At 35.1% G+C, this 23,523-nt stretch carries 14 protein-coding genes; 6 read left to right on the forward strand and 8 right to left on the reverse strand.

Annotation, left to right across the window (positions count from 1 at the left end):
- The first annotated feature begins 10 nt into the window (after window positions 1–10).
- Entirely contained in the window at window positions 11–2,836 is a 2,826-nt protein-coding gene (locus U8526_RS01335; RefSeq protein ID WP_334340168.1) for an alpha-L-rhamnosidase, read from the forward strand.
- Window positions 2,817–4,373, forward strand: a complete 1,557-nt coding sequence (locus tag U8526_RS01340) for a glycoside hydrolase family 43 protein (protein WP_334340169.1) — start codon at window positions 2,817–2,819, stop codon at window positions 4,371–4,373. Before U8526_RS01335 ends, U8526_RS01340 begins: the two co-directional genes overlap by 20 nt.
- Before the next feature lie 71 nt (window positions 4,374–4,444).
- Here the strand turns inward: U8526_RS01340 and U8526_RS01345 are convergent, their stop codons facing one another.
- Together U8526_RS01345 and U8526_RS01350 are read right to left on the reverse strand one after the other, a co-directional pair.
- A complete protein-coding gene (locus tag U8526_RS01345; protein ID WP_334340170.1) occupies window positions 4,445–7,030 on the reverse strand; it encodes a glycosyl hydrolase in 2,586 nt (861 codons plus the stop codon).
- Window positions 7,031–7,042: 12 nt separating this feature from the next.
- Window positions 7,043–8,923 carry a beta-glucoside-specific PTS transporter subunit IIABC gene (locus U8526_RS01350; protein WP_334340171.1) on the reverse strand — a complete coding sequence of 627 codons (1,881 nt, stop codon included), beginning with the start codon at window positions 8,921–8,923 and terminating at the stop codon, window positions 7,043–7,045.
- Between the two features lie 114 nt (window positions 8,924–9,037).
- Between U8526_RS01350 and U8526_RS01355 the strand changes: the two genes are divergently transcribed.
- Window positions 9,038–10,042, forward strand: a complete 1,005-nt coding sequence (locus tag U8526_RS01355; protein ID WP_334340172.1) for an AraC family transcriptional regulator — start codon at window positions 9,038–9,040, stop codon at window positions 10,040–10,042.
- Window positions 10,043–10,081: 39 nt separating this feature from the next.
- Here U8526_RS01355 and U8526_RS01360 read toward each other — a convergent pair whose 3' ends face one another.
- Window positions 10,082–12,715, reverse strand: a complete 2,634-nt coding sequence (locus U8526_RS01360) for an alpha-L-rhamnosidase (protein ID WP_334340173.1) — start codon at window positions 12,713–12,715, stop codon at window positions 10,082–10,084.
- Window positions 12,716–12,786: 71 nt separating this feature from the next.
- On the opposite strand from U8526_RS01360, the gene U8526_RS01365 reads away from it, so the two are divergent.
- Window positions 12,787–13,770 carry an AraC family transcriptional regulator gene (locus tag U8526_RS01365; RefSeq protein WP_334340174.1) on the forward strand — a complete coding sequence of 328 codons (984 nt, stop codon included), beginning with the start codon at window positions 12,787–12,789 and terminating at the stop codon, window positions 13,768–13,770.
- Here U8526_RS01365 and U8526_RS01370 read toward each other — a convergent pair.
- Together U8526_RS01370 and U8526_RS01375 are read right to left on the reverse strand one after the other, a co-directional pair.
- Complete coding sequence (locus U8526_RS01370; RefSeq protein WP_334340175.1) at window positions 13,763–14,953, reverse strand: MFS transporter; 1,191 nt, start codon at window positions 14,951–14,953, stop codon at window positions 13,763–13,765. The two genes, U8526_RS01365 and U8526_RS01370, sit on opposite strands and share 8 nt — an antisense overlap.
- Before the next feature lie 165 nt (window positions 14,954–15,118).
- Window positions 15,119–17,503, reverse strand: a complete 2,385-nt coding sequence (locus tag U8526_RS01375; RefSeq protein WP_334340176.1) for a sugar-binding domain-containing protein — start codon at window positions 17,501–17,503, stop codon at window positions 15,119–15,121.
- Window positions 17,504–17,620: 117 nt separating this feature from the next.
- Here U8526_RS01375 and U8526_RS01380 point away from each other — a divergent pair, with 117 nt between their 5' ends.
- On the forward strand, window positions 17,621–18,589 hold the full coding sequence (locus U8526_RS01380; RefSeq protein WP_334340177.1) for an AraC family transcriptional regulator: 969 nt from the start codon (window positions 17,621–17,623) through the stop codon (window positions 18,587–18,589).
- Window positions 18,590–18,703: 114 nt separating this feature from the next.
- On the opposite strand, the gene rhaD is transcribed toward U8526_RS01380, so the two are convergent.
- Genes rhaD through rhaB form a run of 3 tightly spaced genes read right to left on the reverse strand, consistent with a single transcriptional unit; the run spans window position 18,704 to window position 22,326 of the window.
- The gene (gene rhaD, locus U8526_RS01385; RefSeq protein ID WP_334340178.1) at window positions 18,704–19,537 is read right to left on the reverse strand and encodes a rhamnulose-1-phosphate aldolase; all 834 of its coding nucleotides are present in this window, start codon (window positions 19,535–19,537) and stop codon (window positions 18,704–18,706) included.
- A 39-nt stretch (window positions 19,538–19,576) separates the two neighbouring features.
- The gene (locus U8526_RS01390; RefSeq protein ID WP_334340179.1) at window positions 19,577–20,842 is read right to left on the reverse strand and encodes an L-rhamnose isomerase; all 1,266 of its coding nucleotides are present in this window, start codon (window positions 20,840–20,842) and stop codon (window positions 19,577–19,579) included.
- Window positions 20,843–20,856: 14 nt separating this feature from the next.
- Window positions 20,857–22,326 (reverse strand): rhamnulokinase, encoded by a 1,470-nt coding sequence (gene rhaB / locus U8526_RS01395; RefSeq protein ID WP_334340180.1) that lies wholly within the window; start codon window positions 22,324–22,326, stop codon window positions 20,857–20,859.
- A gap of 198 nt (window positions 22,327–22,524) precedes the next feature.
- Here rhaB and U8526_RS01400 point away from each other — a divergent pair, with 198 nt between their 5' ends.
- A complete protein-coding gene (locus U8526_RS01400; RefSeq protein WP_334340181.1) occupies window positions 22,525–23,487 on the forward strand; it encodes a helix-turn-helix domain-containing protein in 963 nt (320 codons plus the stop codon).
- The last annotated feature ends 36 nt before the right edge of the window (window positions 23,488–23,523 follow it).

A 23,523-nucleotide genomic window follows, 5' to 3' on the forward strand; every position in this document is an offset into this window, starting at 1 on the left:
GGTAGAAAAAATGAATATTAAAAACATCCAAGTAAACCATATGACTGAGCCACTAGGATTCGATCTTAGTGATCTTAAAATTGAATTTGCGGTAAACTCTGAAAAAAACGTAACTCTAGAGAAAAAGTTAGAAATTTTTGTTGATGATAAGTCTGTTTATCAAACTGATTGGCAAGCTTATACGAATAACTATTTCCAACCTGATTTAAAACTAAAACCAAGAACTAGATACAACTTCACTATAAATGTACGCAATACTACTGAAAATATCTCTGCTTCTGCAACTAGTTTCTTTGAGACTGGCAAGATGGATGAACCATTCTCTGCTAAATGGATCGGTAACAATAATAAAGATATTCAAAATACCCTTCTTAAACGTAACCTAGAGCTTTCCAAAGAAGTAAAATCAGCTCGTATTTACATGTCAGGTTTGGGTGTCTATGAATTAAATATCAATGATAAAAAAGTTGGAGATGAACTTCTAGCACCTGGAACAACTAACTATGATAAGTTGATTCAAGTTCAAACATATGACGTTACTGATTCATTTACTCAAGGCAATAATACAATCGAAATTTCTCTTGGTGATGGTTGGTATAAGGGTAATTTAGGCTTTGATGGTGGCAAGGACAAGATTTACGGTGATCAACAACGTGCCATTCTAGAACTACATTTGCTTTATGCTGATGGCACAGAAGATATTGTTAATACTGATGATCAATGGCTAACAACCGCTGGAAAAATTACCAAGTCTGCCATTTATTATGGTGAAGATCTTGACGATACAATTGTTCCCGATAATTGGGTTGAAGCTAGCGTCTTGGACTACCCTATCGATACTTTAGCTGACAGATTAAGTTTGCCACTCAAAATTCAAGAGTACTTACCCGCTAAAGAACTGATACATACACCTAAAGATGAACAAGTTATCGATTTTGGACAAAATAATGTTGGCGTGATTGAATTTTATAACCGTGAACCAAAGGGAACTAAGGTTACTATCCAAGTCGGAGAAATTCTTCAAAAGGGTAACTTCTATCGTGACAATTTACGTGAAGCTAGAGCAGCCTTCACTTATATCTCGGATGGTACTAATAAGTGGATTCGTCCACACTTTACTTATTATGGCTATAGATATATCAAGGTCTCTGGAAATACTCAACCACTACAATTAAAAGATTTTCGCGCTGCTGTAGTCTATTCTGATATGAAAATGACTGGTGCTATTAAGACTGATAATCCGGAAGTTAATCGCTTATTTGAAAATGTCCAATGGAGTCAAAAAGGCAATTTCTTTGATGTACCAACGGATTGCCCTCAACGTGATGAACGTTTGGGTTGGACTGGAGATGCTGAAATATTCTCCAACACTTCAGCTTTCAATATGAATGTTTATGCATTCTTCAAAAAGTATGCTAAAGATATGAAAGTTGAACAAAATAGCCATAATGGTATGTTGACGATGTATGCTCCTTCCCTTCACGTTGACGAAGGTGGAGCTGCCATTTGGGGCGATGCCGCCACAGTTATTCCTTGGAATATGTATAGTAAATATGGTGATACGGCTATTTTGAAACAAAACTATTCTAGCATGAAAGGCTGGGTCGACTGGATCCATCGTAATGTTGAAAAGAGTGGTACTGGACTTTGGACAGGTTCTTTCCAATTCGGTGACTGGTTATCTCTTGATAGTGAAAATCCAGCTGTACCAAATGGTAAGACTGACGAAGACTTTATTGCTTCTATTTATTACTATTACTCATCAAGTATTGTAGCCAATACAGCTAAGATCCTAGGTAACGAAAAGGATCATAAATTCTATACAGATTTGTGTAAAGATATTAAACAGAACATTTTGAAAGAGTATATTACTGAAACTGGTCGTGTTGCTGTTGATACACAAACAGCCTATGCTCTAGTACTTGAGTTTAATCTTGTTCCTGAGAATTTGAAGTCACGTGTTGTCGCTGATTTAGTTCAACGTTTGAAGAAAGATAACGATCACTTACAGACAGGATTTGTTGGTACCCCATTCTTGTGCCAAGTTCTATCTGAAAATGGACAACACGAATTAGCAACGAAAATCTTCTTAAATGAGGACTATCCAAGTTGGCTCTATGCGGTTAAGTTGGGTGCAACAACTATTTGGGAACGTTGGAACTCTGTTTTGTCAGATGGTTCAATGAATCCTGAAGGTATGAATTCCCTTAACCACTACTCAATTGGAGCCATTATGGAATGGGCTTATAAGTATGTTCTAGGCCTTCACGATCAAGACAATGGGTATCAAACCGTTTACGTTGAACCTAAGTTTGACTACAGATTGAAACATATCAGTGGCCACTATGACAGTTCTTACGGCGATTTGAAGATTAAGTATGATCTTGAAACAGATGACAATCACACGATTGCTTTACAAATTGATGTTCCTTACGGACAAACTGTTAAGTTAACTCTTCCAAGAATTGGTTCCAGTGTTAATGTTGATGGTCAAAAAGTAACTGATCAAGTAATCACGTTAACAAATGGTCATCATGAGATTTCATACATCCCTACTTCCGATTATATTGGCAGATATACCATAGACAGTAAGCTTGCAGCTATTACAGCTGATAAAGAACTTTTTGACAAGATTAAGTCAGTCACAAAAGAATTAGATATGTTCAATGATCCAGAAAATGTTGATCGATTAGGACATATGTCAATTAAAGAGGCTAATATGCTCTTCCCATTTATCAACATCCCTACTTCTGAGATGGAACAGATCAATCAAATTCTTACAAGTACACCTGTTTTAAGTGAAAGGGAGGCTCAAGATGTTAGTGAAACAGTATAATAATCCAATAATTAGAGGGATGCGTCCCGATCCTAGTATCGTCCGTGTCGGCAAGTTTTATTATATGGTCAACAGTACCTTTGAATATTATCCAGGAATAACTTTAGCCAGAAGTACTGATTTGCTTAACTGGGAAACTTTACCTAGCGTAGCAACCAAACACTCTCAAGCCGACCTAACAAAATCCAAGTCTAATGAAGGTGTTTTTGCGGTTTGTATCAGATATCATAACGATAAATTCTATGTGATCACGACTAACTTTGCTGAATTCAAGACTTTTATTATTACCGGAAGTTTAACAGCTGATGGTAACGTTTCTTGGGATGATCAACGTATCAACATTAATGTCAATGGAATTGATCCTGATATCTTCTTTGATGGCAACCACACTTATGTTCAATACACTGGCTATCTTGAATCTGGGAAAAAGGCTTTACAACAGGTTGAAATTGAATTGGATACTGGTCGTATTTTGGATGGTCCTAAGGTGTTAACTGCTGGCACAGGTGGTCGCGATGTCGAAGGTCCACATATTATTAAAAAATCCGACTACTACTACCTCTTGGCCGCCGAAGGTGGAACTGGTTTAGGCCATATGATTACTATTTTCAGAAGTAAAAATATTTGGGGACCTTTCGAAAGTTGTCCGGATAATCCGATATTTACCAATCGAGATCGTGCTGATGAGCCTCTGCAAAATATTGGTCATGGCGATTTGTTCCAGGATGAAAATAAGAATTGGTGGCTAGTTTGTTTAGGTACCCGCCCTATTAATATCAATTTCAAAACTTTTACTAACACTGGTAGAGAAACACTACTTTATCCAGTCGATTGGAATAGCGACTGGCCCGTAATTAACAAAGGTATTCCTACAGAAGTAGTTGATATGACAGAATTTCCAGAACATGCTAAAACTTTGCAGTCGCAAGACTTAAATGAGTTCGTAGATACTTTTGAGAATGCAATTTTAAACCCAGAATGGATTTCATTGAGAAATTCATTAAACGATAGATTAACAATTGAGCCCGACAATCTAACACTAACTGGTTCTGAATCAACTCTTTCAGACATTGATACACCATCATTCTTGGGCTTGAGACAAACTGAGCCTGACGAAACTTTTGAGATCGAATTAAATGCTGACAATTGTCAGTTAACTGATGGTCAGATTGGTGTCGCTGTGACAATTGACAGTACCCACTTTGCTAGTTTGATGATCAGGAAAAATAAGAACGGTCATTTTGATTTGATTAAGACAGTTCACGTTTTTGACCTAGTTGTTGAAGAAAAAATTGCTGGGATCAATGAATTACCAAAGAAGTTCAGTATTATCAATCACCCTTCTAACAAGGAATTCTTAGTACAAACTGTCGACAACGAAAACCTAGGCTTCAAAGTTGCCGCAATGCATTTTTCAAATGAAGCCATCAGTGCTTTGAATACTGGAGATATGTTAGGAATCTATGTTTTAGGTAAAGATGCCAAGATTTCCATTAATAAAGCACGTCGCTTCCCTATTAATAGGGAAGAAAAATAGTTTTACCTCACTTAACCATATACTTATAAAAGAACAGGATTGGGAATAATTTTCCTAATCCTGTTTCTTTTTTAATATTGAATTTCGACGGGTCCTAATAACCCAGATGGTTTAATAAGCATATATTGTGATAGAAAATCCTGTTGTTTAATCCCTAAATTATTTACCACAAGTATTTCTATGTTATTAAGCCCTACATTTAAGTACTTAGATATATCATTAAATTGATATGGATAAGCTATTCTTGTGCCTAAAAGGTGTCCATTTAACTTAACGGTTGCCACCTCATTAACTGTACCAAGATTTAAGGACATTGTCTCAAGTACCTTATCTAAATTGAACTGGAATGAATACTTCATATTACCACTGAATTCTCTTAATCCTTCTAGCGAGTTAACATTTACCAATTCATCAAGGTTTCGTCTTGATTCAAATTTAGGATAAGATTCAGCTGAAGCTACTGATAAATTTATATTCTGTAAATTTAATGATACATTATGGCTCAATTTAGTATCAGAAAGTACATTGTATTTACTCCCCTTTACTAGTATTATTGACTGTCCCGCGGCTAAGTGTAATTGGTATTTACCATCTGTAACATTGATTAGCTGAAGTGTATTCGTCATTGCATCGTATTGATAGACAAAGTTTTCTTTGATAGAAATATTTGTATCAATTGTCTTCGTAGGATCTTCATTTAGAAACATTAATAAATGATCATCTTCATTTTGATAATTGTAAAACCTTAGATAAGGTTCAATAGAGTCTGCTTTAATAAAGACATCTTTGGGGGTTAGATTAACGGGTAGTTCTTTTAAATCTACCTTCTGTCCCAATAATTCAATAAACTCTTTAATATTATCAAGTGATTCATCTTGCTCTGGATAATTATTTATAAAGAGTAATTTTATATCATTCTGGTGAAATTTCTTCAGAGTTTCTACTAATTTATGTGGAATATATTTAGTTCCTGGAATAATCAGAGTGTCAAATTTTTCATGATTAATTTCAAAATATCCTTTTTGAATATTTGCAGATTCTAAATAGTCTAATGGAGTGATTTCACAATCAATCTGATTTTGCATAAGCATCTTGACAGGTTTTTCAAACGGCATAGCGTCCTTATCCAACCATTCTTCTTCGGCATGATATAGAACCGCTACATGAGCAATATGTCTTCCACCACTTAAAATGTGTGATAGACGATTCATATAATTAAATAGTTCTGCATAAGATCTGTTCTCAGGTTCATGACCGTTAGAATAAAAATGTGGTGGACAATCTGGATCTGGAAACTTGTTGGGATTAAAAGCATGTGGCACAAAATGATTAACGCCACGTACGATCATATGATCGGCAATAAACTTCATTAACGTTAGTCCTTCTGCCCAACCATAGGCTCCAAATACCTCACTCATAACGCGACCATGTTTCTTAGGATCTAAGTGACCTAAGGAGGCACCCATTTTTGCTAATCCATAGTGGAAGAATTCACCATTCCAGCCTGCCCCAGTCATTGACTTGAACCAGGTATTATCCATTCCAGGCATAATCTGGTTTAAGACAACATCGATTCCGGCCATATCTTGAGCATCTAAAGCACGAAAATAATGTCCAGCACCATATCCAAGTCTGGTGTGTGAACCGTTGTCTTCAATCAAATGTCCAATATAACTTACTCTGTGTTCATGACACCAATCACCTAAAATTTTTGTAAAATTATGGGCATATAATTTGCTGACAAGGTTCATGTACTTATAACGGATTTTCTTTTCTTGACCGTTGGCTGACACAGTGGTTAATAATGGCAATTGCAGATAATCGCTATCAAAAAACTCTTCTAGCATATTATCACGCCAAGGTAATACCATTTCATCAACGCCGAGACGTGATTCAGCTCCGTGATGATTGCCAAATCTAGGCTCATCACTAAAGAAACCAGCAATGACGTTCCCAAACATTTCCTTATAATGTTCATAATGCGGTTTGTAAACTTCATTCAATAATACTTTTGTTGCATTGGCAACTAATGGATTTAAATATCCCTCTGTTTCCTTTTCACCACCATGAATTGTCTCGATTAAAGTAAATATTCTCCATTCTCCGTCGGGTACATTCCAAGTAAGTAAACCCGCTTTCAAAGAATCAGTGATATCAATTAATGAATTAGCGTCAATTTTATCATTACCAATCTTTTTTGCAGCAATTACTTTTAGAATCTTTTCCGGCTGCTGGGCATTTGGGTCAGTAGGTTGAAATCTTTTGTCAGGACGTAAGTATTTCAAAATAATTGTTGCATCTTGTTGCGGACCACGAAAATCCAACTGTTTGATATAAAGATATTTTTTTAAATATTGTGGTAAATCATTTTTGACCTTGCCGTTAGCAAAACCAGTTGGAAAATGAGAGTCATCTAGAATCCAAACTTTCATTCCTAATCTTTTGGCCTCATTTAAAATGATATCAAGGTCTTGCCACCATCTGTCTCCTAAAAAATCGGGATGTGGACGTGATTCCAAACAAAAGGCTTTGACGCCACTATCATAAATTTTATGAATGTTATCCAATAATATTTGCTTGTCTTCGCCGTGTAACCACAGAAATGGGAAGATATAATTGTCTGTTTTATTATTTAATGCATCTGTTAATCTTGTCATAAAAATCCCGTCCTAATCAATTCTCAATACTGCATCACCAACTGATACTGATTGTTTATTATCCAAGTTATTAATTTGCTTGTATTCCATAGTATTAGTAATTACGACCATGGTTGTTGGATCATATTTTTTGTCCTTGATATCTTGCCAGTCAACTTCAGCTAGTAGCTGTCCTTTTTTGACAGTATCGCCAGTTTTTACTTTAATATCAAAAGGTTTTCCTTTTAATTCAACTGTGTTAATTCCCATATGGATTAACATTTCAACACCCTTGTCAGAAATCAATCCTAAAGCATGCTTAGTCTCAAAAACAGTAACTACTGAGCCGTTAAAGGGAGCATAAATCTTTGAATCATTATTGGGAATGACGGCAAATCCTGTTCCCATAGCACCACTAGAGAATACTTGGTCATTAACATCAGTTAGTGCAATTATTTGACCATCTAATGGGCTATCAATATTTTGATTATTTAGGATAATACCTGTTTGTGCTTTGGATTTGTCTTTATCCGTCTCGTCTTCATTAATAGTATCTTTGTAACCGAACAGATATGTTAAAACTGTTGTTACAACCAATGAAACAGCGTCAGCAATAATAAAGGCCCATAAACTGTTATCTATTCCTTTGGGATTGATATACAAAGGACCAGAGAAGATACCATTGGCACCAAAAGAATACATCTTTGCATTCATTAGTGTCATAATGGCACCACCAATACCACCACCGATAAAGGTCATAGCGAAAACGCGCTTGAATTTCAATGAGATACCGTAGATAGCCGGTTCAGTGACACCAAGAAATGCTGAAACTGCTGCAGCACCTGCAATATTTTTGGTTTTATTTTGTTTTGATTTTAACCAAACGCCAAGTGCACCACCCATTTGAGCAAAAACGGTAACAGTCAGAATTGCATTAATTGGATCATAATGCAAAGTTGTAATATTGTTCATTAATACTGGTATAAATGCATAATGTAATCCAAAAATGACAATTACTTGCCAGAAGGCACCAAGAATCACGCCGGCTACTATTGGCGCAAAATTATAAATTCCTAGAACAATTTTAGAAAGCAATTGACTAATATACGTCAAAATTGGTCCAGCTATAATCAGCGTAGGAATAATACCAACAAGAAAAGCTAAGAATGGTACGACGATTGATTTAATTGAATCTGCTACATGCTTTTTTAAATATCTTTCAGCAATAGCCATTAACCAAACTGCAAAAATTACTGGAAAAAGTGATGAAGTATAGTTAGCTAGGATAACCGGAATCCCAAAGAAACTCATTGATTTTCCAGCTGAGTAAGCTTGAACCAGTGTAGGATAACAAAGTGCTAATCCTAATCCGGCTCCGATATATTGATTGGCCTTAAAATGTTTAGCGGCCGAAAAGCCTACTAAAACAGGTAGAAAATAAAACATAGCATCACTAATAGCATACAAGATCGTATAAGTTGAGGATGTATTTGAAATAACATGAATTGATGTTAATAATGCGGTGAAGCCCTTTAGAATACCAGCAGTAGCAATAACACCAATCATTGGTCCCACAATTTCAATAATCATGTGAACAAAACGATTAAATAAGTTTTGCTTCTTTTGGTCAGTGGACTCTTTTTCTTCGCTGTCTATATCATGGCTATTGATTTGGTATTTATCCATAATAGCGTCATAAATAGTTCCAACCTTATTACCAATCACAACTTGATATTGTCCCCCACTCTTAACTACAGAAATAACTCCGTCTAAATCTTCAATAGTCTTGTCTTGAGCACGAGATTCATCCTTTAGTACAAATCTCAGTCTAGTAACACAATGAATTAAACTTTCAATATTCTCAGTTCCACCAACATTTTTAACGATGGCATCTGCTAATTCTTCATTTTTCATGTGTTCTTGACTCCTTTCCATCTCTTTTAGTTTACTTGTTTAGTTTATAAGAAAGCGGTAACATTAAAAATGTCAGGAGTTAATAAAAACTATAACAAAACTTAAGGTGATACTTTGACTCCTACCGAAAAATGGCTTCAGGGATTATCAGCATCAGAAATCAAACATCGAGATACTCATGATGATCAATTAAAAATTTATAAAGATTATCCGCGACTTCGTTCATATAATGGGCAACCTGTTTATATGTTTACTTTTAATTCAATCCTAAAATTAGCACTACAAAAATCAATTTCATTTTCTAATGAATTATCGGATGAGACGACTTTATTACTCAATCAACATACTCGTTATTCGATTGTGCCACTTCATGTCCACGATTATATTGAAATTAATTACGTTCTTAGTGGACAGGTTACAGAATGGATTGAAGGCGATAAATATACTCTAAGAAGCGGAGATATGGCCTTTATTAACACTAATACAGCTCATACATTATTAAAAACTACGGAAAAAGATATTATAATTAACATTCTTATAAAAAAAGAATACTTCACTAGCAACTTTTTGAATTACATCCCCAAAAATGGAGAACTTTCAAAATTTATTGCTCAATGTTTATCTATTGAGAATAATCAGCCGAGTTTTTTAATTATCAATAGAGCCTTATCTTTAAAATCTTTATTATTGGATATTTTAAAAGAGCAGTTAGAACACCAGCCTGGGTACAGACGTATTATGGAACTCAATTTACAGGTTTTCTTTATTAGAATTACTAGAGAGCATGAGTACGCTTTATACGGTAAAGCTAACTTGGCGGATAGTATTGAAGACTATATCGAACGGAACTTTAGAACTGTCACGTTGAAAAATGCCGCCGAACATTTTTCATTTCATCCTAACTACTTTAGTAAAATTGTTCACCAACAGACAGGTAAAACTTTCAAGCAACTGGTTCAAGATAAACAATTTGAATTCGCTAAAAATTATCTTATAAATACATCATGGTCAATTTCACAGATTATTAATGAAGTCGGTATCTCCAACCATTCATTCTTTTATCAACGATTCAATGCGCTTTATCATATGTCTCCAAAAGAATTTCGACAAAGTAAATAAGCGACACAGTCATTTATGATTGCGTCGCTTATTTTTCACTTAGATATTAAATTCATAATCTCCGCTACCTAGCTCTTTCGTTTGGTGTTTCATTATCAGTTGAGCGGTTGTATTAAAGGGTACATGTACTTGAATTTTTAAATCGTCATCAATATACTTCCAATTAACCTTAATAAGTCCTCTAGTTGAACGATAACTTAGTTTTGAACTAGTAAATTGTGATTTATCTGGAATAGTAATCTTAAACTTACGATATCCTGGTTCAATTGGTGATAGTCCCCCAATATTTTCTATGATCCAATGTTCAACACAACCAAAGGCATAATGATTAAAGGAATACGTTCCTACTGTACCGTCAGGAGCAATGCCACCCCATGATTCCCAAATAGTAGTGGCTCCGTGATCAACTTCGTAAAGCCAAGAGGGCATCTTTTTTTGTAGAAGAATAGTTTCTGCCAAATTTTTGTGGCCATATTGGCACAAGACGTCTAACAGATATGGAACACTTAAAAATCCTGTATCCAAACAATCATTATTTTTGTGAATCATCGTTACTAAATGTTCAACAGCTTGTTCTGTAGTCGTTTTATCTAACAAATTAAAGGCTATCGCTAAGACGTAGCAGCCCTGGAATTCTGCGGTAAGTTTTTGATCCTTCCAAAAATGTTTTTGGAAAGCTGTTGCTACATTTTTTGCGTAGTTTTGATAGTCAAGAGCATTTTTCTCGTCGCCTAAAACTGTAGCAATTTTGGCAAGTAATTGACTGGTATAACTTAAAAATGCTGTTGCCACGATATCCTTAGTGGCCTTGGCTGTTTCCATAGGTCCTAGGGCATCTTTTCCTAACATGTAACTAGGAAACATCCAGTCACCATAGTGAAATTTGGTATCCCAAATATATTGACTAGAATCATCTTTTTTACCTTGGGCTGCACTTTGTACTGCGAATTCATGCCATTTTTGCATAGCCAAATAGTTTTCTTTCAAAACTGATTTATCGCCATCATTCTTGTAAATTGTCCAAGGAAGCATAATTATCGCATCGCCCCACCCGGCCGAAGAATAAGTACCGGTGAATTGAGGACTGGAAGTATAGAATTCCTTTGGAGCTGGAGCGTAATCCTGAATTTGACCATCAACTCTTTGTTCAGCTCGAACACTTTCTAGCCATCGTTTTAACATGGCCGTTACATCCATATTGAATAAAGCCGTTGGTGCAAAGACCTGGGCATCCCCTGTCCAACCAGCACGTTCTCTTTGGGGACAATCAGTTGGAATCGATAGCATATTGCCACGTTGACTCCACTGAATATTTTTGATTAATTGATTAATCTCTTTATTCGAAGTTTCAAGTGAACCTAATTCTTTCATTTCTGTCATTAGAGGTACTGCTACGATTTCATTTAGTGATGGAGTTTGCATTAAACCAGTTATTTTAACATAACGAAAGCCGTGGAAAGTAAAGTCAGGTGTTAGTGTTTCAAAATTCCCTCGGCCAATAAAATAATCTGTTTGGTCCTTATTGCGGCCAGTAATGTTATTAAAGAAATGTCCCTCTTTATTTAGGACTTCGGAATGCTCAATTTTGATAGAAGTTCCTGTACTTAAATAAGTCGATAATTTAATTTTTCCAGCAATAACTTGTCCAAAATCTACTAGAATAGCATCTCCATCACGCCAGATTTTCTTTGCAGAAATGGCTGGTAATTGGTGAACATATTGTGCATCTTGAGGAATAAGATTATCTAAACTATATGAAACTTCATCCACTTTTTGACTGTTATTCCAATCTGGAGTTTGGCGAAGATCCTGTTTTTCTCCAATGAAGATGTCACTATAAATATATTTACCAGTGATTGATCTAAAATCTTGATCAGTTTTAATAATATCTTGGGTCCCATCAGCGTATGTAACAATAATTTCCCCCAAAATACCATTCTTGTTTCCAAATTGACCACCGTTACCAGTAGTACTGATGCGACCAGAATACCAACCATCGGCCAATACTACAGTCCAGTCATTATCCGTTCCTACAAATTTGGTAATATCAAAGTATTGATACTGCAGAATATTTTTATACGAGGTGAAATCAGGCATGAATTGAGCTTGAGTAATTTTTTGACCGTTTATCAGAGGATAATAAATACCATGAGCTGTCATGAATAATTGAACTTTTTTCACAGCCTTCTTCAATTTGAAATTTTTACGAAGATATTGAACAGGACGTAATCTTTGTTCTGGAGGTGTTTGTTTAGGCATCGGTTTACCACCAAACATGGCTGCTAAATCTAAAGGTGCTTCTTCAGAAACATCGGCTTGTTTAGGTTCAATCCATGTTGCATCCCAATGTTTCAACTCCGTTGTGAATGTCATTTTAGGAGACCATGGACTAATCGTCCGATAATTGTCGGTAATCCGAACTTGCCAAGTATAAGTTGTATGAGCTTGTAGTTTTGCTGAATGAAGATGAAACTGATTATTATCTGACTTAATGCGACCTGATGTGTAAATTACTTCACCTGTTTCATCCAAAATAATTATCTCAGATGAAGTCTGTAAACTGTTCTTTTTGTTACTTTCAGCACTCCATTCAAATTTGAGATTATTCAAAGGAACAACAATATCGTCATTTCCAGTTGTTAAGTTATTAAGTTTCATTGAAGTAATTTTCATAGATATCTCCTCTGTTAAAAATAAATATTCATAATATAATTTAATTAATAATGTGATTTTGGGACGGGCAAATGGATAAGAATTTAAAGACAATTATCGACCAAATACCGGTTGTTACTACCTTGGATAAATTTGAGCCAAAATATTTTAATCAATCTCAATATGGGAAGGTTTTTAAGTATTACCGAACGTTATCTGATGGAATAGATCATCAATTAAACGCGGTTGAACAAACTATCGCTATCTCTAGACAACAATTGGGACAAACTCCGTGGCATCTGCATAATTATATTGAATTGACGTTTGTCTTATCTGGACAGGCTGAAATTATGGTCAAAAACAAAACCATCAAATTGTCGACCGGTCAAATTTTATTAATGGGACAAAATACGATTCACTGTTTAAACTTGAACAATCCTAAAACAGTTATCTTCAATTTAGCTATTACAAGCAATTTTCTAACTGAAGAACGATTAATGGTCTTGCGAAAATTGAGTACTGTGGCAAAAATGTTATTTACCATCTTGCAGAATGATAACATCGATCAGGCTGAATACAGTTTTTTCAATGCAACTAATAACTTGGCTATTCAAAATACTCTAGTAGAAATCATTATTGAATATTACAAACCTGATTTCGGTAGTCAAGAAATCATTAATCTGGATGTTTTAAAATTATTAGTTGAGTTAATTCGTTTACGTCAATCTCAACAGCCACGCGTAATCGCCAATGAAACTTCCGATGTGTTTGATATGTTGATCTATATTGAAAACAATTATAAAAATCTCTCATTGACACAAATGTCAGAAGTATTTCATTTTCACCCTAATTACTTGTCAGCTAAATTAAAATCAGCTACGGGAATGTCCTTTTCACAGCTTATTTCTCTACAGAAATTGAATGCCGCCGCTGCTTATCTCATTCATTCTAATGATACCGTATCTCAAATTTCTGAACATATTGGTTATTCTGACACATCCTACTTTTACCAGGAATTTAAAAAGTTTTTCAAAATAACCCCAATTCAGTACCGTAAAAAGAATCAAACTAGTTAGAGGTCTTTATAGATCCTTGATTGGAAACTTTCTTACTGAAGTTAAAGAAAATCATAACAAGAGCAACCACTAGCATAGCAATTCCGATAACCAAAAAGGTTTGTAAACCGGCAGTAACGTTGAACCAGCCTAAAATAATAGGACTGACAATACCTCCCAAGGCATTGGAAAAAATAAATAATGACATGCCTAAAGAATTCTGCTCTTCATTAGTTAAAATGGAAATTTCATAAGGTGCGGTTGCCATAGCAATGCACATTCCCATACCAGATAAGTATGCACCAATGAATAAAAATGGAATTGAATTAGACAAAAACATAACAAAATATGAAGCTGCTAATAACAAAGCACTCATTTCTAACAAATGTTTATGGGCTATTTTTCGGATATAAGCCATCAAAAATCCTGTAATCATTCCACCCAAAGTTCCAAATGAACTAAGAACACCGGCAAGAGATGTACCGCCGACTTGTTTTTGAGAGATCAAAATAGAAAGATTATTCGAGAAGGCCGTATAGAAAAAGATAGTTAAAAAGACTAATCCAGCGATTGCAAAAACATATTTATTCATTTGTTTTAAAACATCGATAGTTGAAACCTTTTTTTGAGATGAACTCACATCAACTTTTTCAACTTTGTCTAGAGGTAACATAAAGAGAACCAAGAAAAAAACCAATACGGCTAATAAAAAGACATAGTAAGAATGGAACCACATTTTACTTCCAAGAATTCCAGCTGCTGACATCATTAAAACTGCACCTAAAGAATTAAAGGCAGTGTTAAAACCCATCATTGAAGCTCTTGACTCACCTTTAAAGAAAATTGAAATTAACATTGGTGTTAAAGTTGATACAAAACCAACTCCAATACCAACAATAAAGGCACATACTAGTAAGACAGCAATCTGACTATGCCAGAAAATAGGGACTATGCCTCCGACAATAACAGCCAATACACCGATCAAAGCTAACCTTTTCTTAGGAATACTCATAGCCAATCTACCAACAATTAAACTAATGATCAGTTGTCCTAGACTGGGCAATGAGCCAATCATCTGAACAGTGGTAGCGGGTACCTTCGGAAAAGCTCGAATAATTTCACTAAAAACTGGGGTAATCACAATTCCACACATTGATAATAAGGCTATACTTAAAATTCCGATTCGAACACGTAACTTACTCATTAAAATCAACTCCTAAACGTTTTTTATTTTTTACAAGTTATATGTTAGCGCTTACTTATAAAATCAAAAATCCATTTTTCAAAGTTGAATAGTGTTGTAATCAAAGATTATTGTGATTGATAGCAAAAATATCCTCCAAACTATTGGAGGATATTTTTTCGTAATTTAATTTAGATGGGTATGTAAATCACTGTTTTTAGAAACAATTACTAAGGCTAGTCCGTTAAACAGACTGACTTTCTCATTATCCATATTTTGATCAATAGGATTACCGTTGCCATTGCCAATTATCTTACCTTCTGAAACGTCTAAATTGACTGTTTCGTTAGCATTTTCAACAAATTTCCCATTCTCATCAATAGCTTTTAAGGCAACTAACGTCGTAGTCTCCCCTTCGTATACTTTCTGAGGTAAAACTTGTTTAGTCTTACTATTGCTAAAACGACTATCTTGAGCCACAATTTCATCTTTTCGATAGCCAACAACTTTTAGTTCACCAGATTCATATGGAATTGTCCAATTGGCAGTACAATCAACTAAATCTTTTTTACCATAACTGTGATCATTAACAAACAACTCTACTTTTTCGGCGTTACTGAATGCTCTAATTTCTACTTGACCTTGTTTGTCCAGATTCAATTGATCTTTATTCCAACTAGGCATGACGTGAATCATTGGCTTCTTAGTCCAATGTGCCTGGTAGTAGTAATAATAATCCTTAGGAAAACCACATAAATCAGCTATACCAAATTGTGAACTGATGGCTGGCCAATTAAATGGTGATGGTTCGCCATAATAATCAAAACCTGTCCATAAGAAGACCCCTCCCATGTAAGGATTGTCTTTCAAGTATGACATGACGGTTTCAGGATGAGCTGTTCCACCTACTCCAGGATCTCCAGGCTTTCTAACACCAGGTAGCACCATGGAGAAATAGGATCCAAAATTATTACATTGTTTCTTTTCCTCATTGTCCTTATAAATGCCTCTTGTAGAAAAGTATGAAGCATTTTCGGTACTCATCATCGGTAATTTTGGATATTTCTTATGAATCAATTTAGCACCAGAACCCATGACGCCGGCCTCAGGATAGTTAACGCCTAAGACATCGAGATTTTTAACGTAATTCTCATCAATAATACCCTCAGGAGTTAATAATTCAGCGCCGATAATTAAATGTTCAAAATCATACTTTTTAATTGTTCGAGTTAATTTTTGTGCAATACGACTACCCAACGGAGTATTTCCGATAAGTTCTTCATTAGAAATGGACCAGAAACCAATAGAGGGATGCATTCTATCTCTTAACACGATCTGTCTTAAATCATTGACACGCCAAGGAGAACTTTCCAATAATCGATTCTCATTGATAAGAATAATACCTAAGCGGTCACATGCATTGAGCAATTCCTCGGAAGCAAAATGATGAGTGCTACGCCAAGCGTTTACTCCCATATCTTTCATAACTTTAACTTTATAATTAACAATATCTTGATTCATGGCCGTACCGACGCCAACGAAATCTTGATGTTCACAAATTCCATGTAATTGATAACTTTGGCCATTTAGGAAGAAACCATCTGTCGTATAGTCAAAGGTATGAATACCGAATTTTTTTTGAATCTTATCAGTTTTAATTTCAAAGTTAGCGTTATAACAATATGGATTTTCAGGAGTCCAGAGTTTGGGATTACTTATTTCAATAGTCTTCTCAAATTTATATTTTTGATAACTAGAAATTTCAATCTCGTTAAATTGAGCAACCTTTTTACCATCTAGTGAGACTGTCGGCGCAATCGTTTGAGATTTATCCGTATCATTTTTTACAGATAATTCGATTCCCAAAATAGCATTACCGTTATCTAAACTCTTCGTATAAATGTAACAATCATCGCTGACGATAGAAACTAGGGGTCTATGTTCAAGCCAAACAGAGCGATAAATCCCAGCACCTTCGTACCACCAGCCCTCAGCACCAGTCGTAGTATCGGCACGAACTAAAATAACATTGTCGCCCTCTTCTCCATAACGAGCCATCTCGGTAATATCAAAGGAAAATGAATTATAACCGCTGTTGTTGTGGCCTAAGTAGACACCATTGAACCAAACATCAGCCATTCTCATTACACCGTCAAAATGTAAAATAGTTTTTGTTTTATTTAATTCACTAGCAGATAATTTGAATGTTTTACGATAATAACCAACAGCATCAGGTTTAGATCCGCTCATTAATTTTTCTGGTTGATTAACGTAAGGAACCTTCCGATTCCAATCGTGAGGCAAATCAATTTTTTCCCAATTGTCAGATAATTTATCTGTTAAATCAGTGCCAGCTAAATTTAACAATCCTTGTTCGGCATTACCTTGAGCGATTAACTTTAAAAAGTGATTGCCACCGGCACTAATTGGTAAACGGGAGCCATTTTCATTTGCTAAGGGTGCTGTAGGTCCACCAAGGGAAACAGCCTTTTTTGTAGTTTTAAGTGGTTGACGTTCTAATTCACCGTAGTGAAATAACCAATTTTTATCTAAAAGTTCTTTTTTAGTCATTATTTATCAATCCCTTCATCTACTTCAATCTTAATGTAAAAAGCCCTATGCTATAATGTTTATATACGATTTTTAGCAAACGCTTACTGTGATTTTCCAACTTGGAGGTTTAGATTGATGACTAAAGAAGATTTTCATAACTTAGATACGCCGTCCTCAATTAACGGTCCTGAAATCTCCACAAATTCGCCTTTATCAATATTTTATAAACGTAAAACTAATCAAAAAGTTCTCTATACAATGATACAGAATGGTAAATTCAACGTTTTTGAAGCCGACGATTATCAAAAGATGCATCGTGATCGTGATTTTGAATTAATGTATATTTTAAAGGGCCAGCTAACTAACTATTTAGAGGATCAAGTCTTCACTTTTAAGACTGGTGAAGGCTGTTTATTAAATCCGCAAATGAGGCATACTGAAAAACTTCAAGATGACTGTTCAGTTGTTTTTATCAACTTGTCGGAGTCTTTGTTGAATCAACTCTTAAATGGAATTGATACTTCCGAAGCCGTTTTTTCTTTCTTACAGCACAATTTAAAAGATGAAAATAGCTGGCAAAGAAATTATCTACAATTCCATATGCAAACTATAAATTCAGATAAAGCCTTTAGAATTATTTTGGATTCCCTACAACAAGAGATTACTACCGTTAAAATTGGCTCGAATTATCTTCAACAAGGGTTAATCTTGAGATTATTGTCTGAACTACAGGATAAGGACCACTTTCAAGTAACTACTAATCTGTTAGATCATTCCAAAAAGGATTACTTGTTAAATCGAATTGTTCAGTTGATTGATGACAATGTGGGCAATATCACTCGTAAAACTTTAGAAGAAGAATTGCATTATAATGCTGAATATCTGAATAGAATTTTAAAAGAGAAAACAAATAAAACCCTAACCTCCTATTCACAAGAAGTTAGAGTTCATAAAGCACAGGAATTATTGACGACAACTGAGTTAACTGTACAAATGATAGCTGAAAAATTAGGATTTTCTAGTGAGACTTATTTCTATCATTATTTTAAGAAACACGTTCAGTTATCACCTAATGTTTATCGCCAACGATTTAGGATTAAATGACATTTTGGAATACCGTGACCTAAAGCTATTCTTCTCATGATGAATTTACAAGTATTTAATCATATTCAAAAATACGTTCAAACTGGTCTAAAAACCAACCTGAACGTATTTTTATTAACTATTTACAGTTTCAGTAGACAAGAACTTAGGATTAGGTGTAACACCAAATGATTTAGCAAGATCTCTCAAATCATCGTCGGTAATGCTTTGAAGAATATTACCACCTTGGCTTTGAATAGCTGTATAGATCATACATGCCTTCTCTACTGTTTCAATCAATCCATATGTTTCATCCATGCTATCACCACAAGCAAAGATACCATGATGTGGCCACATAACAACTCTAAATTCGTTCATTTTATCAGCTGTGGCTTGTCCAATTTCATTAGTACCTGGTGTCATATAAGGAATAATTCCTACTCCTTCTGGGAAGACAACTAGAGATTCAGCTTGCATCTTCCATAATAAACGACTAACGCTGCCTTCATCCAATTCGTGTGTAAATGATAGTGCAACCCAGTCTGTTGGGTGACAGTGCATTACAACTCGTTGATTAGAATCAATTTTTTGACGTGAAATGTGTGTCATTAGATGAGCTGGGAATTCACTTGTTGGTTGTCCACCATCATTGAAGCCCCAAAGTAGGTCAACAGAGTTACCTTCCTCTGTAATTCTTACTAGGCCTGTATCACGGTCAGGATAATTATGAACGTTCTTGAAATAACGTCCCGTTCCTGTAACTAAGAAATATTGTCCTGCCAAAGCACTGGCGTCAAATTTGATAGGAATATTTCTAATAACATCCTTTAAATCGTCAAATTGATCAACTTCTTCTTGGGTTAAACGGAGGCTGACATTGCCACCATTTCTTTCATCCCAGCCATGTTGATATAAACCATTAGTGATTTCACACATCTTTTTTACAAATTTAGAATCAATAAATTTCATAATTGATAACGACCTTTTCCATTAAATTTTTAATTGAGTTTAGTTACGTTTGAATTGGACATCTTTTTCGTATTGATGAATATTTTGAAGCCAGTCAGTACCAACAGGAACATCATTTTGGAGACAGAATTCATCCCAAATAGCACCAAATGGATATGATTTCAATTCTTCGGTCTCGGCTAATCTAGTTGTAAAGTCAAAATTCAATTCGGCTTTCTTCAATTGATCGATAGGTTCAAGCATAGCCTGGAGAATCGCTTTTTGAGTGGCACGTGCACCAATGACCCATGCGGCAACACGATTAATAGTGGCATCGAAGAAATCAAGTCCAATATTTGTCTTGCTTAATTCATTGTCACGGACTAAGGAACGAGCAATACGAACCAAAGCTTCATCAAAAATAACAACATGGTCACTATCCCAGCGTACTGGACGTGAAACATGCAACATCAAACCTTTGCCAAATGGTAAGAAAGCTGAGAATTTATCTGAAACATCTTCTGTTGGATGCCAGTGTCCAGCATCAATTGTCCATAATTTATTTCTACTGATAGCATAATTGTTATAGAACAAGTGTGATCCTACGGTGTATGATTCGATTCCAGTACCGAACAACTTACCTTCAAAGGCTTCTATAGTATTCTTTTCGTCATACTTCTTCTCGATAATTTGATCCAAGGAATCAATTAAACGTAGACGAGGTGTGGCTTTATCAATTGGGTTATCTTTGAAACCATCGGGAATCCAGAAGTTATTGATTGATTGTTGGCCTAATTCTTTACCAAAGTAATTTGAAATTTCACGACTGATCTTACCGTGTTGAATCCAGAAGTCACGAACATTTTTATCGGGACTTGCTAAAGTAAAATTATCCTTGACCATTGGATGTGAGAAGAATGTTCCGTTCATATCCAAGCCAACTTTTTCTTTTTTAGCCCAATCGACCCAGTAACTGAAATCTTCTGGTCCTAAATCATTAAGATCCTTTTTCTTATCTGTAACGGCATAGATGGCATGAAGCTGAACTTTATGATTACCGGGAATCAATGACAAAGCCTCACTAAGGTCACTAGTTAATTCATCAGGAGTTCTGGCAATACCAGGATAATTACCGCTGACACCAATTCCTCCGGTTAATTCTTGATTAGGAAAGAGGAATCCATGGATGTCGTCTCCTTGCCAACAGTGAACTGATAATTTAACTTTTTTAAGTTCTTTAAGAACTTTATCTGTGTCAACACCCACTGCAGCGTAACGTTCTTTTGCTTCTTGATATGACTTTTCAACATTTTCTGAACTAATCATTTTTATCCTTCTCTCTAATTATTTACTTTGATTTTTCCATTTAAGAAATTCTGATAATCTTTTAAAATACCGCCATATTTATTGATCTCAGGTTTGTATTCTGAAATCTGATATGTATTTCGAATAATTTCGCGAGCATCGGCAATATTATTTATTTCGTCTTCAGTAATCATTTGAACTACCAGATTACCAATAGCTGTGGCCTCACTAGGTCCTGCAAATACAGGAATATCGGCCAAAGTACTTGTCAGTTGGTTCAATAATTTAACATTGGAACCACCTCCAACAATATTTAAAGCATCCAATTTATAGCCCAAAATATTATTGAGATTCTCTAACTCATTGGCATAGTACAAAGCTAAGTTAGAATAAATTGCCATGGAGATTTCACCAGGACTTTGAGGTACTGTTTGGTCTGTTCGAACACAATAATCTTGAATAGCCTGAATCATGTTATCCGGATTAATAAATGACTCATCATTAACATCGATAAACTGGGCAAATGGTTTTTCATGGCCAGCCAATTCTGCTAACTGGGCAAAGCTATACTTGTCATCCAAATTATGTTTAACATTTTGAATCATCCAAAGACCCATAATATTCTTCAAGAAACGATAAGTACCATATGCTCCCCACTCATTGGTGTAATTACTTTCAAAGGCTAAATCACCAATTTCTGGAACATTCAATTCAGTTCCTAAAAGTGACCAAGTACCTGAGCTTAGAAAGGCCCAACGGTCATCGATGCCAGGTGTGCCCAACACTGCCGAAGCAGTATCATGAGTAGCAACAGTGATGACCTCTGTTTCGGGGATATCGTACTTGGTATGCCAGACATGTCTGATATTTCCTAGAACCGTTCCTGATTCAACTAATCTTGGAAATTGATTTTGATCGACATGAACCTTTTTCAGTAGATCTTTATCAAATAATCCCTCACGCAGATTTAACATCTGTGTCGTTGAAGCATTAGTAACTTCAGTTACAGCGTTGCCTGTCAAAACATAACCGATATAATCTGGTATCATCATGATTTTGTCGGTGTTCTTCAATTCATCTTTATTCTCGGTATAGAGTTGATAAAGGGTATTAAAATTGAGGAATTGAATTCCTGTTTTTTTATAAATCAGAGATTTAGGTACATCGGTTGTTAATTCTTCTAGAGCATTCTTAGTTCTAGAATCGCGATAGCTAACTGGATTTTGAATTTTTATACCATCCATGCCTACCAGAACGTAATCAACAGCCCACGTATCAATGCCAAGGACAATATCGTCGTATCCTAAAGCTTTAACTTTTTCCAATCCTTTGAAGATTTCATCAATGATTTGTTCAATTTCCCAACAGTCATGACCATTCTCTTTTTCAAAACCATTATTGAATCGGTGAATCTCTTTCAAATTCAATTTTTGATCATTAATTTGGCTTAGCATCAAACGACCACTGGAAGCACCGATATCAACTGCAACATATGTTTTTGACATTATCTACGCCTCCTTTTTTATTTTCTATAATTTCAGTAAAATTAATTAACATAACAAAATGTGATATATTTAAACTAACTTTGATATTTCTTTAAGTACCGGTATCAACATTTCATAAGTTAATATAACCGCTTACAAGGATGTAAACAATGTCATCTGTACATTCGTTTAGTAACATATTTACAGGAGGGTAATAAAATGGATCCTAGAGTCTTAGCACGTTTAAGACAATATGAATTGATTGAAATCGAACAAAAAAAGACAAACCATCACGTGGATGATTTGCCTAACAACGCTGTTAATAAACAGGAACAACAAGGTCAGATTTTAAATGACTATTTCTTTCGCAATCGAGACGTCTATATTAGTAAGCACAGTCGCTTTGCTGATTATCCAAAACACTCTCATCAGTTTTTGGAAATGAATTATATGCTCAGCGGGACTTGCAATCAGATTGTAGATGGACAACCGGTACATTTGAATCAAGGAGATTTATTGTTGATTGATGTAGGCTGCCCACATTCCATTAAACGTCTCGGTGAAAATGACATTTTGATCAATTTACTTTTTAGAGATAAGAATATTAGTATTAATTTTCTAAACGATATGAGTCGAACTAAATCAGTGCTTTATGAGTTTTTGATCAATCGTGCTGCTGGTGAAAATAATTCTATCAAATATTTAGTTTTTGGAAAAAATGTTGATAATGATATTAATAAAACTATGGAGGATATCATTACTGAGTATTACTCCAAAAGAGAATTTTCCAATACAATCATCAAATCCTATTTGTCCATTCTGCTGGCTAAGTTAGTACGCCATTATCACGTTTCCCCTACTTCTAAAGATCCACAACAGCAAATGATTATTAAGATTTTGAAGGATATTTCGGAAGATTTTAAAACATTAAATTTAACAAAGTTGGCTAAAAAGTATGGCTATAACAAGAACTATTTGAGCAACTTTATCAAAAAAGAAACTGGCGATACCTTTAGTTCATTGATTATGAAACAACGTTTGATCAATGCCCATACCTTGATAACTTCGACCACCATGCCGATATCAGATATTATTGACTCAATTGGAATGAAAAATCGAACTGATTTTTATAAGAAATATCGCGACTATTACCATAATAATCCTGGTGCCGAACGACAATAAAAACCATCATGAAACTGAGAGCAGTATTTCAGTCTT

Source organism: Companilactobacillus sp. HBUAS56275, assembly GCF_036913655.1.
GTDB classification, from domain to species: Bacteria; Bacillota; Bacilli; order Lactobacillales; family Lactobacillaceae; genus Companilactobacillus; species Companilactobacillus pullicola.

What these genes read in the sequence shown, in the direction of transcription:
- U8526_RS01335 (WP_334340168.1), top strand. Translation starts at nt 11, where the DNA reads ATGAATATTAAAAACATCCAAGTAAACCATATGACTGAGCCACTAGGA.
- U8526_RS01340 (WP_334340169.1), top strand. Translation starts at nt 2,817, where the DNA reads ATGTTAGTGAAACAGTATAATAATCCAATAATTAGAGGGATGCGTCCC.
- U8526_RS01345 (WP_334340170.1), bottom strand. Translation starts at nt 7,030, where the DNA reads ATGACAAGATTAACAGATGCATTAAATAATAAAACAGACAATTATATC.
- U8526_RS01350 (WP_334340171.1), bottom strand. Translation starts at nt 8,923, where the DNA reads ATGAAAAATGAAGAATTAGCAGATGCCATCGTTAAAAATGTTGGTGGA.
- U8526_RS01360 (WP_334340173.1), bottom strand. Translation starts at nt 12,715, where the DNA reads ATGAAAATTACTTCAATGAAACTTAATAACTTAACAACTGGAAATGAC.
- U8526_RS01365 (WP_334340174.1), top strand. Translation starts at nt 12,787, where the DNA reads ATGGATAAGAATTTAAAGACAATTATCGACCAAATACCGGTTGTTACT.
- U8526_RS01370 (WP_334340175.1), bottom strand. Translation starts at nt 14,953, where the DNA reads ATGAGTAAGTTACGTGTTCGAATCGGAATTTTAAGTATAGCCTTATTA.
- U8526_RS01375 (WP_334340176.1), bottom strand. Translation starts at nt 17,503, where the DNA reads ATGACTAAAAAAGAACTTTTAGATAAAAATTGGTTATTTCACTACGGT.
- U8526_RS01380 (WP_334340177.1), top strand. Translation starts at nt 17,621, where the DNA reads ATGACTAAAGAAGATTTTCATAACTTAGATACGCCGTCCTCAATTAAC.
- rhaD (WP_334340178.1), bottom strand. Translation starts at nt 19,537, where the DNA reads ATGAAATTTATTGATTCTAAATTTGTAAAAAAGATGTGTGAAATCACT.
- U8526_RS01390 (WP_334340179.1), bottom strand. Translation starts at nt 20,842, where the DNA reads ATGATTAGTTCAGAAAATGTTGAAAAGTCATATCAAGAAGCAAAAGAA.
- rhaB (WP_334340180.1), bottom strand. Translation starts at nt 22,326, where the DNA reads ATGTCAAAAACATATGTTGCAGTTGATATCGGTGCTTCCAGTGGTCGT.
- U8526_RS01400 (WP_334340181.1), top strand. Translation starts at nt 22,525, where the DNA reads ATGGATCCTAGAGTCTTAGCACGTTTAAGACAATATGAATTGATTGAA.